Genomic DNA, 10,518 nt, shown 5'->3' with positions numbered 1-10,518 from the left:
GGCCAGCGCCTCCGCCATATGATCTGGATCCCGGCCTTCGCCGGGATGAGTGGATTTTGGGGCGACGCGCCTCCAAGGATTCTGCTGATCTGTCGGGATCTTAAGTTTGGTTACTCCGCCTTAACCGTAAGGATTCACCATAAGCGTCTCATCTGTCCGGGGCCGCCTTTCCATGTCCGAGTTGAAGACCGACGTCATCCTGCGTGGCGACTGCATCGAGGTGCTGAAGGGCCTGCCGGACAAGTCGGTGGACATGGTCTTCGCCGACCCGCCCTATAATCTGCAGCTGGGCGGCGACCTGCTGCGTCCGGACAATTCCAAGGTCGACGCGGTCGACGACGACTGGGACAAGTTCGACAGCTTCGCCGCCTATGACGCCTTCACGCGCGCCTGGCTGGGCGAGTGCCGTCGGGTGCTGAAGGACGAGGGCTCGCTCTGGGTCATCGGCAGCTACCACAACATCTTCCGCCTGGGCGCGGCGATGCAGGACCTGGGCTTCTGGGTGCTGAACGACATCATCTGGCGCAAGTCCAACCCGATGCCGAACTTCAAGGGCACGCGCTTCACCAACGCCCACGAGACCCTGATCTGGGCCGCCAAGTCGCGCGAGCAGAAGCGCTACACCTTCAACTACGACGCGCTGAAGGCCTTCAACGAAGACACCCAGATGCGCTCTGACTGGACGCTCGCTCTGTGCACCGGCAATGAGCGCCTGAAGGACGACAACGGCGACAAGGCCCACCCGACCCAGAAGCCCGAGGCCTTACTTCATCGCGTGCTGCTGTCGGCCAGCCGCGTCGGCGACGTCATCCTGGACCCCTTCTTCGGCACTGGCACCACGGGGGCCGCGGCCAAGCGCCTGGGCCGTCACTTCATCGGCATCGAGCGCGACGAAGGCTACGCCAAGGTGGCCGAGAAGCGCATCAAGGCGGTCATCCCCGCCGCGCCCGAGGATCTGGTCGTCACCGGCTCCAAGAAGGCCGAGCCCAAGGTGCCGTTCGGCGCCCTGGTCGAGGCGGGCCTGCTGGCGCCCGGCGACAAGCTCTACTGCCCCAAGGGCGACCATGAGGCCCGCGTGCGCGCCGACGGCTCGCTGGTGTCCGGCTCCATGACCGGCTCGATCCACAAGCTGGGCGCCCTGCTGGAGAACGCCCCGGCCTGCAACGGCTGGACCTACTGGCGCTTCAAGACCGACACGGGCCTGCGCCCCATCGACGCCCTGCGCGCCGAGATCCGCGCCGGGATGCAGTAGGCCGAACGCCGTTCGCAGATGCGGTAAGTCTTCGGCAAAGCTGGTGAATATCATTCCGGCCAAGCTGGAACCGCGCTGATCGACCCGTGTTGAGGATTCCAGCGCCCCGTTCGGGGGGTCGGAGTCACGAGATGAAGATCGCGCAGGTCACGCCCCTCTATGAGGCCGTGCCGCCTCGGCTTTACGGCGGCACGGAACGGGTGGTCGCCCACCTGACCGACGCCCTGGTGGACCTGGGCCACGACGTCACCCTGTTCGCCAGCGCCGACGCGGAGACGCGGGCGCGATTGGTCCCGGTGCGGGATCAGGCCATCCGGCTGGACCCGGAACCGCTGAAGTCCGATCTGGCCGCGCACATGACCCTGCTGGCCGAGGTTCTGGACCGCGCCGACCAGTTCGACGTGATCCATTTCCACACCGACATGGTGCATTTCCCCTTCTTCCGGGGTCTGGCGGACAAGACAATCACCACCCTGCACGGTCGGCTGGACCTGAAGGACCTGCCCGAGATCTATGAACGCTGGCCCGAGTTCGGCCTGGTCTCCATCTCCGACGACCAGCGCCGCCCCCTCCCCGCCGCCAACTGGAAGGCGACGGTGCATCACGGGATGCCGGGGGAGCTCTATCGCTTCTCGCCCAGGTCGCAGGGGTATCTGGCCTTTCTGGGCCGCATCTCGCCCGAGAAGCGCCCCGACCGCGCCATCGAGATCGCCACGCGCCTGGGCAAGCCGCTGAAGATCGCGGCCAAGGTCGATGCAGCGGACAGGGCCTATTGGGACAGCGTCATCCGGCCTCTGGTCGAGGGCAATCCGCTGATCGAGTTCGTCGGCGAGATCGGCGACGCTCAGAAGTCGGCCTTCCTGGGAGGAGCGGAAGCGCTGCTGTTTCCCATCGACTGGCCCGAACCGTTCGGCCTGGTGATGATCGAGGCCCTGGCCTGCGGCACGCCGGTCGTGGCCTTCCGCTGCGGCTCGACGCCCGAGATCATCGAGGACGGGGCCACGGGCTTCCTGGTCGACACCATGGAGCAGGCGGTCGCCGCCGCCGGGCAGGCCCACACATTGGACCGCGAGGCGATCCGGGCGCGGTTCGACCTGCGCTTCTCGGCCACGGCCATGGCCCGGCGCTACCTCGATGTTTACGGCGACCTGCTGGCCCGACGCCCATTCGCCGCCCAGGTTCTCGACGACGCCCCGATCCGCCCGCTGCGCGAGGCGCGCAGTTTCGCCCTCCGCGCCTGAACCCTTGGCCCCCTCGACCATTAGGTAGAGCATGGACGACGCCTATTCGGTCCAGACCACCGCCGCCGACAACAGCGATCAGGACGGGCTAGAGACCCTGATGGCGCTGAAGGACTGCGACACCTTCCTGGTCGCGGACCATTGGGGCGATGTGAAGAGCGGCGCCGACGGCCTGTTCGACCGGGACACGCGGCTGCTGTCGCATTTCGTCCTGACGGTCGGGCGCGTGCGGCCCTCGCGGCTCAGTTCCGGCGTGACCGAGGACAACGTCTTCTTCACCTGCCATTCGACCAACCGCCCCCTGCCGCCGATGGGAGGGCGCTCGGCCCCGGCGGGGGTGCTGCATCTGGAGCGGCGACGCTTCCTCTGGGACAAGCGGCTGTTCGAGCGGGTGCGGATGGTCAACCACGGCATCGAGGACATCCTGCTGCCGCTGGCTTTCGAGTTCGGCGCCGACTTCGCCGACATCTTCCAGGTCCGGGGCACGGAGCGCCCGGCGCGCGGCGAGGTTCACGCCCCGCACATGGACGGCCGCCGGGTCACCTTCGGCTATACTGGCCTGGACGAGGTGGTGCGAACCAGTTGCCTGGCCTTTTCCGAGCCCCCCGCTCGGCTGACCCCCAATCGGGCCGAGTTCATGTTCAGCCTGCCCAAGGGCAAGCGGCTGGACCTCTATATCGAGTGCGGGCTGGACGTCTGCGACGCCCCCGATCAGGAGCGGTGGCGCTGGAACGCCATCCAGGCCCGTCTGGCCATGCGTCGGCGGCTGCGGCGCGGCGCCAGCGTCCAGGCCCCGCGCAACCCGCGCGTCAACGACTGGCTGACCCAGTCCCGGACGGACGTGGCCTTGCTGACCACCGACCTGCCGACCGGCCCCTACCCCTATGCCGGGGTGCCGTGGTTCTCGACCCCGTTCGGGCGCGACGGCATCATCACCGCCTGGCAGATGCTGTGGATCGACCCCAGCCTGGCCAAGGGGGTGCTGACCTATCTGGCCTCACGTCAGGCGACCGAGGTCAACGCCTTCATGGATTCCGCCCCCGGCAAGATCATGCACGAGACGCGCGGCGGCGAGATGTCGGTCCTCGGCGAGGTGCCCTTCGGCCTCTATTACGGCGGGGTCGACACCACCTGCCTGTTCATCGCCCTGGCCGGCGCCTACGCCAGGCGAACCGGCGACCTGAAGACCATCCGCGCCCTGTGGCCCCATCTGATCGCGGCGGCGGGATGGATGACCGACTTTGGCGACTCGAACGGCGACGACCTGATCGACTATGCGCGGGCGGCCGAGACCGGCCTGTCGAACCAGGGCTGGAAGGACTCCGAGGACTCGATCTTCTACAGCGACGGCCGCTTCCCCAAGGGGCCGATCGCCCTGTTGGAGGTTCAGGGCTACGCCTATGCGGCCTGGAACGCCCTGGCCGAAATGGGCGTCCAGTTGGGCGACGATCGCGTCGCGCACTGGCAGGCCCGGGCCGAAAGAGTGCGAACCCTGGTCGAGGAACGCTTCTGGATGGAGGACGAAGGCTTCTACGCCATCGCCCTGGACGGCGACGGCGAGCAGTGCCGCGCCATCGGCTCGAACGCCGGCCACCTGCTGTTCAGCGGCCTGCCCTCGCATGAGCGGGCGCATCTGGTGACGCGCCGGATGCTGACGGCCGAGTTCCGTTCAGGCTGGGGCCTGCGGACCCTGGGCAAGGGCCAGACCCGCTTCAATCCGATGAGCTATCACAACGGATCGGTCTGGCCGCACGACACGGCGATGGCGGCGGCCGGCATGGCCCGCTACGGCGAACGGCGGGCCGTGGCCATGCTGCTGGGCGAGGTCTTCGGCGCGGCGGCGCATTTCCAGCTGCGCCTGCCCGAGTTGTTCTGCGGCTTCATCCGCGAGACGGGCGAGCCGCCCATCGCCTATCCGGTCGCCTGCCTGCCGCAGGCCTGGGCGGCGGGGTCGGTCTTCCTGATGCTGCAATCGGTTCTGGGCGTGTCGGTCAACGCCCTCGAGGGTCTGGTCGAAGTGTCCAAACCCGCCCTGCCGATCGGCCTGGACCGGTTGACGGTGACCGATCTGGAGGTCGGCGACGGCGTCATCGACCTGAACTTCCAGCGGCTGGACGGCCGCGTCGTCGTCATGCCCCGTGAACGACGCGGCGCGGTCAGCGTGCGGGTGACGGGCTAGGCCGCCAGCCCGCGCTCCAGCGCCTTCCTGAACACCGTCGGCAGCGAGGCCAGCGCCGCATCCGCATGGGTCCACAGGAAGTCGCCGTCGCGGCCACAATCCCTAGCTTGGCCGACATGAACGGTCAGGGTCAGGCTGAAATGGGTGAAGACGTGCTCGACGGCGCCCGCCGAGGTCCAGTCGGCGGCGACCGGGGCCTCGAAGACCGGCGTCGCGCTCCAGTCCGAGGTCGGCAGGCCGACCATGCCGCCCAGCAACCCCTTGTCGGGCCGCCGCACCAGGCCGACCCGCCCCTCGACGTCGCGCAGGACGAAGGCATAACCCAGCCGATGCGGCCGCTCGGCCTTCGTCGTCTTCAGCGGATAGCGGGCGGGTTCGCCGGTCTTCAGGCCCCCGCAGCCGAAGGCCAGGGGGCAGAGCTCGCACGACGGCGATTTCGGCCGACAGACGCCCGAGCCCAGGTCCATCAGGGCCTGGGGCCAGTCGCCGGGGCGATCCTCGCTGACGAACAGGGCCGCCAGCCGTTTCAGCTCGGGGCGGGCGGCGGGCAGAGGCGCCTCAAGCGCGAACAGGCGGCTCATGACCCGCTCGACATTGCCGTCCACGACGTTGGCGGGGCGGTCGAAGGCGATCGCGGCCACCGCCGCGGCGGTGTAGGCGCCCACCCCCGGCAGGGCCAACAGCGCCGCTTCACTATCAGGAAAGACTCCGCCGTGGTCGCTGGCCACGGTGCGGGCGCAGGCCAGCAGGTTGCGGGCGCGGGCGTAGTAGCCCAGCCCCGCCCAGGCGGCCATCAGCTCAGCGTCCTCGACCGCCGCCAGATCACCGACCGTCGGCCAGCGGGTGGTGAACCGCTCGAAATAGGGGGCGGCGTGCGGCACCGTCGTCTGCTGCAGCATGACCTCGGACAGCCAGACCCGGTAAGGCTCGGTGCGCGCGTCCGACCCCGGCGGCGCGCGCCAAGGCAGGGTCCGCGCATGGGCGTCGTACCAATCAAGCAGGGCGGCGCGGAGGGAAGAGACGTCGGGCATGGGTCGGGCTATATAGGACGAATGCGTCGTCCTCTGCCCACCGAAAGCGAAGCCCGCGAAATCCTGGCCCGACGCCGGACGCGCCCGCAGTTGCGCCCGCCGCCCCCGGCCGGCCGCTCGCTGGCCCCGCTGATCAAGAAGCTGGACGCCCAGTTCGGACGCGGTGCCGGCGCCTTGGAGCCGCGCTGGGTCGAGATCGTCGGCGAGCGCCTGGCCCGCGTCACCCGTCCGCAAAAGCTGACCAAGGGCCGCGGCGGCGCCGGCGGGACCCTGGAACTGCGCGTGGCCGGTCCCGCCGCCCTGCTGGTCCAGCACCAGTCCGAGGACATCATCCAGCGGGTGAACCTGTTCCTCGGCGCCGGATCGGTGGAAAAGCTGCGCATCGCCCAGGGGCCGGTGAAGCCCCTGCCCGTCGCCGGCGCCAAGCCCCGCGCGCGCGGCAAGGTGGTCCTGCCGCCCCTGCCCGCCTCGGTCGAAGCCGAACTGGCCGCCGCCGTCGAGGACGCCCCCGACGGCCTGAAAGCAGCGCTCAGAAAGCTGGGCCGGGCCGTGCTGTCGCAGCCGCCGGAAACTGACCAGCGCTGACTCAGCTTGGCTGCAAAGGACGCCGGGCTTGGCAACAGCGCCTGTTCTGGAGTCGCATTCTGGGCGCCAGCGATTGGCCGCTTTCGACCCATTGCAGACCTCGCGATAGCCGTGACAAGTTCCCCCGATGAGAATTGACGCGCTGACCATCGGCTTGCTTTTGACCGTCGCAGTCGCTGGGTGTGGAGAGCGCGCCTCAAAGGCTGAACTCGCCGCCAGAGAGCGTGCGGACCGCATGAACGATCAGGAGCGTCGCGCCATTCTGGCCCAACAAGTGGCGAGCGGCGACAAGACCTCTGAAGAAGCCGAATGCGGCTATCTGTTGGGCCTCTGGGATACGGAACGGGAGACCTGTTTCAACGCGGACGCCCCCTCGATTCGACCCGCTTCGACTGGCCCGTCTGAATACGCCCCTGTCCGCAATGCCGAGGATGCATGCGCCACGGCAACGGCGCGGGTGACGGCGCAGAGAGGCCTACCGATCAGCCATGTCGCCTACTGCGATCAGATCACGGAGGCGGACGCCCCTTCCGGCTACTACGTCCTGGCTCTTCGTGCCCAGTGTTCGGAAGATTTGTGCGGCAGCACAAACATGGGTTGGTTCGCTGTCCAGAAGGCGACGGCCGATGTTTTCAAGGTCGATGACGTAGCCGACTGGAAGCTCGGCCGACGCGTGACCGGCGGCTCTTGAGGTCCGCTTTCCAGCCTCAGCGGACAATCCTAGCGCCCGCTCCCGGCGACCATCGGTCCCACTCCGAGTTGAGCGCTTGGCTTTGGGGCCTCCGATAGGATATCCGCGACAGTCGCGGCGCAAAATGGCCGCATCTGTTTCGATCAATAAGCGGATTGCGCGTGTCCGACGGATCGCGTCATTCTTCTGAGTCACACCTTCAAGGACGACCCATGGCTACGTTCCGTTACGCATCGATGAGCCGCCGCGCGGCCCTGACCGCCGCCGCCCTGGCCGCCATGGCCACCGTCGCCGGCTGCACCGCCAAGACCGGCGGCGACGCCAAGGGCGACATGGCTCTGGGCGCCGGCGCGGACGCCAAGATCACGGTTGTGGAATACGCCTCGGTCACTTGCGGCCACTGCGCCGTCTGGAACGAGGAAGTCTGGCCCGAGTTCAAGACCAAGTACGTCGACACCAAGAAGGTCCGCTTCGTCTTCCGCGAGTTCCCGACCCCGCCGCAAGACATCGCCGCGGCCGGCTTCCTGATCGCGCGCTGCGCCGGCGAGGACAAGTATTTCGACGTCGTCCACGACATCATGGCCAGCCAGAAGGAATGGGCGGCGGGCGTGGCCCCCCGCACCACCCTGTTCCGCGCCGCCGCCGCCGCCGGCCTGAGCCAGGAACAGACCGAAGTCTGCATCCGCGACAAGGCCGCCATCGAAGAGATGAGCGACCGCATCGAGGCCGGCATCGACGCGGGCGTGACCGGCACGCCGACCTTCCTGGTCAACGGAACCAAGGTCGTCGACAGCAGCCTGTCGGGCCTGTCGCAAGCCATCGATGCGGAACTGGCGAAGAAATAATTTCAACCAAACGGGGGCGTCGTCATGTTGAGGAAACTGGCTGGGGCTGCAGCCCTGACCGTCGTGCTGGCGCTGGCCGGTTGCGGCGGCAAGAACTCAGCCCCCGCCGAGGGCGACATGGCCCTGGGCGCGGCCGAAGGGGCCAAGGTGACGGTGGTCGAATACGCCTCCGTCACCTGTTCCGGCTGCGCCGCATGGAATGAGCAGGTCTGGCCGCAGTTCAAGGCCAAGTACGTGGACACCAACAAGGTGCGCTTCGTCTTCCGCGAGTTCCCCACTCCGCCTCAAGACGTGGCGGTGGCCGGCTTTCTGGTGGCGCGCTGCGCGGGCGAGGACAAGTATTTCCACGTGATCGACCAGATCATGCGGTCCCTGCCCGAACTTCATTCCGGCACGCCCCCGCGCGACATCCTGCTGCGCACCGCGCGCGAGGCTGGACTGAGCGACGCCCAGTTCCAGACCTGCGTGGCCGATCCGGCAGGCGTGGCCGCGATAGAGAAACGCATCAAGGCGGCGCAGGACGCGGGCGTGACCGGCACCCCGACCTTCATGATCAACGGCGAGACAGTCAGCGACCGTTCGCTGGACGGCCTGTCGCAACGCATCGATTCTCTGCTGGTGGCGAAATGACGATAAAGACCTTGTGGCGCGCCCTGCCCCTGGCGGCGGCGCTGATGACCGCCGCGCCTGTCGGCTTCGCCGCCGATGCGCCGTCGGCGACCAGGGCGGCGACTGTGGCCGCCGTGCCGGCGGTGACCGCCGCCGATCGCGTTCTGGGGCGCGCCGACGCGCCGGTGACGGTGATCGAATACGCCTCCTTCACCTGCAGCCACTGCGCCGCCTGGACCAATGAGGTCCTGCCGACGTTCAAGGCCCGCTACATCGACACCGGCAAGGTCAAGCTGGTCTTCCGCGATATGCCGACCCAGCCGACCCAGGTGGCGGCCACCGCCGCCGCCATCGGCCGCTGCGCCGCGCCGAACAAGTTCTTCGACGTAGCCCATCACTTCATGGCGGGTCAGGCCGCCGCCTTCGCCAGCGGCGATGCTCGCGACTGGTACTTGGGCGCCGTCGCCGTCAGCGGCCGCACCCAGTCGCAGATGGAGGTCTGCCTGACCGACCCCGCCACCCAGCAAGCCATGGAGCACGACGTCGAGGCCGCCCTGGCGGCGGGCGTGGAGGGCACCCCCACCTTCTTCGTCAACGGCAAGCGCGCCGCCGACCACTCGATTGAAACCCTGTCGGCGGCCATCGACCCGCTGATCAAGGGCCGCTAATCCTCCGCCCATGCAGTTCCAGAGACTGAAGCTCGTCGGCTTCAAATCCTTCGTCGACGCGGCGGAAGTTCAAATCGAGTCCGGCCTGACCGGCGTGGTCGGGCCGAACGGCTGCGGCAAGTCCAACGTGCTGGAAAGCCTGCGCTGGGTCATGGGCGCCAACTCGGCCAAGGCCATGCGCGGCCAGGGCATGGACGACGTCATCTTCGCCGGGGCCCAGGGCCGTCCGCCGCGCAGCCACGCCGAAGTCGTCCTGACCATCGACAACGCCCAGAAGCGCGCGCCCCAGCCCTTCACCGACGCCCCGGTGCTGGAGGTGTCGCGCCGCATCGACCGGGGTCAGGGCTCGACCTATCGCATCAACGGCAAGGAGGTTCGCGCCCGCGACGTCCAGCTGCTGTTCGCCGACGCCTCGACCGGGGCCAACAGCCCGGCCCTGGTGCGTCAGGGCCAGATCTCGGAACTGATCGCCGCCAAGCCGCAGAACCGTCGTCGGATTCTGGAAGAGGCCGGCGGCGTGGCCGGTCTGCACACCCGCCGCCACGAGGCCGAACTGCGCCTGAAAGCCGCCGAGACCAATCTGGACCGGCTGGACGACATCGGCCGCGAACTGGAGACGGCGCTCAACCGGCTGAAGCGCGAGGCGCGTCAGGCCGAGAAATACAAGAAGATCTCGGCCGAGATCCGCGCCCTGCAGGCCGCCCTGCTCTATGTGCGCTGGAACGACGCCAAGGCGGCGGCCGAGGTCGCGGCCCAGGAACTGCGCGACGCCGACCGCGCCGTGGCCGAGGCCGGCGCCGCCGCGACCAGGGCCGAGGCCGACGCCCTGAAGGCGCAAGAGGCGATGAAGCCCGCCCGCGAGGAAGACGCCGTGGCCGGCGCCCTGCTGCACCGGGCCACGCTGGAACGCGACCGCCTCGATATGGCCGAACAGGCCGCCCGCGCCGAGGTCGATCGGCTCAAGGCCGAGGCCGCGCGCATCGCCTCTGACGTCGAGCGCGAGGAGCGGATGGCCGCCGACGCCCAGCGCGAGCTGGACCGGCTGGATCACGAACTGACCAGACTGAAGGCCGAAATCGCCGCCGCGCCCGAGCGCGGGCCGGAACTGGAAAAGGCGCTTCTGGCCGCCGAGGACGCCCGCAAGGCCGCCGACGGCGAGGTCGAGCGATTGGCCGGAACCCTGGCCGCCGTCGAGGCCCGCGCCAACGCCGAGAGCGCGAGGAAGCGCGACGCCGAGGCCCGACTGGCCCGCGTCGTCGGCCAGTTTGAACAGGCCAGGCGCGAACGCGAGGCGCTGGGCCCGCTGGAGACGCCGGAACTGGCGACCGCCCGGACCGCGCTGGAGACGGCTCAGGTCGACCTGACCGCCGCCCGCGAGGCCGTCGAGGCCGCCGAGGCCGCGCGCGGCGACCTGGCC

The 10,518-nt window shown here is 68.8% G+C and carries 10 protein-coding genes; 9 read left to right on the top strand and 1 reads right to left on the bottom strand.

Annotated elements, in window-relative coordinates; all coding sequences use genetic code 11:
• The first annotated feature begins 172 nt into the window (after nt 1–172).
• From ACREEF_RS14590 to ACREEF_RS14580, 3 genes are all read left to right on the top strand, one after another.
• Nucleotides 173–1,252 (top strand): site-specific DNA-methyltransferase, encoded by a 1,080-nt coding sequence (locus tag ACREEF_RS14590; protein WP_431566295.1) that lies wholly within the window; start codon nt 173–175, stop codon nt 1,250–1,252.
• Nucleotides 1,253–1,383: 131 nt separating this feature from the next.
• Complete coding sequence (locus ACREEF_RS14585) at nt 1,384–2,493, top strand: glycosyltransferase family 4 protein (RefSeq protein ID WP_431566294.1); 1,110 nt, start codon at nt 1,384–1,386, stop codon at nt 2,491–2,493.
• Nucleotides 2,494–2,524: 31 nt separating this feature from the next.
• Entirely contained in the window at nt 2,525–4,672 is a 2,148-nt protein-coding gene (locus ACREEF_RS14580; RefSeq protein WP_431566293.1) for an amylo-alpha-1,6-glucosidase, read from the top strand.
• Here the strand turns inward: ACREEF_RS14580 and mutY are convergent.
• A complete protein-coding gene (gene mutY / locus ACREEF_RS14575; protein WP_431566292.1) occupies nt 4,669–5,703 on the bottom strand; it encodes an A/G-specific adenine glycosylase in 1,035 nt (344 codons plus the stop codon). The genes ACREEF_RS14580 and mutY overlap by 4 nt on opposite strands.
• A 21-nt stretch (nt 5,704–5,724) precedes the next feature.
• Between mutY and ACREEF_RS14570 the strand changes: the two genes are divergently transcribed.
• From ACREEF_RS14570 to ACREEF_RS14545, 6 genes are all read left to right on the top strand, one after another.
• Nucleotides 5,725–6,288 carry a DUF721 domain-containing protein gene (locus tag ACREEF_RS14570; RefSeq protein ID WP_431566291.1) on the top strand — a complete coding sequence of 188 codons (564 nt, stop codon included), beginning with the start codon at nt 5,725–5,727 and terminating at the stop codon, nt 6,286–6,288.
• 235 nt (nt 6,289–6,523) lie between these two features.
• Entirely contained in the window at nt 6,524–6,979 is a 456-nt protein-coding gene (locus ACREEF_RS14565) for a hypothetical protein (RefSeq protein WP_431566290.1), read from the top strand.
• Between the two features lie 212 nt (nt 6,980–7,191).
• On the top strand, nt 7,192–7,824 hold the full coding sequence (locus ACREEF_RS14560; RefSeq protein ID WP_431566289.1) for a DsbA family protein: 633 nt from the start codon (nt 7,192–7,194) through the stop codon (nt 7,822–7,824).
• 24 nt (nt 7,825–7,848) lie between these two features.
• Nucleotides 7,849–8,454, top strand: coding sequence for a thioredoxin domain-containing protein (locus ACREEF_RS14555; protein ID WP_431566288.1), 606 nt, complete (start codon nt 7,849–7,851; stop codon nt 8,452–8,454).
• The gene (locus tag ACREEF_RS14550) at nt 8,451–9,101 is read left to right on the top strand and encodes a DsbA family protein (RefSeq protein WP_431566287.1); all 651 of its coding nucleotides are present in this window, start codon (nt 8,451–8,453) and stop codon (nt 9,099–9,101) included. Before ACREEF_RS14555 ends, ACREEF_RS14550 begins: the two co-directional genes overlap by 4 nt.
• A gap of 10 nt (nt 9,102–9,111) precedes the next feature.
• Nucleotides 9,112–10,518, top strand: a 1,407-nt coding sequence (locus ACREEF_RS14545) for an AAA family ATPase (protein ID WP_431566286.1), incomplete at its 3' end; no start/stop codon positions are given.

This window comes from Brevundimonas sp. (assembly GCF_050729455.1).
GTDB lineage: Bacteria > Pseudomonadota > Alphaproteobacteria > Caulobacterales > Caulobacteraceae > Brevundimonas.
The sequence above is the reverse complement of the archived record's forward strand: the minus strand, read 5'-3'. Positions and strand labels throughout refer to the sequence as shown.

Coding starts and splice junctions, on each gene's coding strand:
- ACREEF_RS14550 (WP_431566287.1), top strand. CDS start 8,451: ATGACGATAAAGACCTTGTGGCGCGCCCTGCCCCTGGCGGCGGCGCTG.
- ACREEF_RS14565 (WP_431566290.1), top strand. CDS start 6,524: ATGAACGATCAGGAGCGTCGCGCCATTCTGGCCCAACAAGTGGCGAGC.
- ACREEF_RS14590 (WP_431566295.1), top strand. CDS start 173: ATGTCCGAGTTGAAGACCGACGTCATCCTGCGTGGCGACTGCATCGAG.
- ACREEF_RS14585 (WP_431566294.1), top strand. CDS start 1,384: ATGAAGATCGCGCAGGTCACGCCCCTCTATGAGGCCGTGCCGCCTCGG.
- ACREEF_RS14580 (WP_431566293.1), top strand. CDS start 2,525: ATGGACGACGCCTATTCGGTCCAGACCACCGCCGCCGACAACAGCGAT.
- ACREEF_RS14570 (WP_431566291.1), top strand. CDS start 5,725: ATGCGTCGTCCTCTGCCCACCGAAAGCGAAGCCCGCGAAATCCTGGCC.
- ACREEF_RS14555 (WP_431566288.1), top strand. CDS start 7,849: ATGTTGAGGAAACTGGCTGGGGCTGCAGCCCTGACCGTCGTGCTGGCG.
- ACREEF_RS14560 (WP_431566289.1), top strand. CDS start 7,192: ATGGCTACGTTCCGTTACGCATCGATGAGCCGCCGCGCGGCCCTGACC.
- mutY (WP_431566292.1), bottom strand. CDS start 5,703: ATGCCCGACGTCTCTTCCCTCCGCGCCGCCCTGCTTGATTGGTACGAC.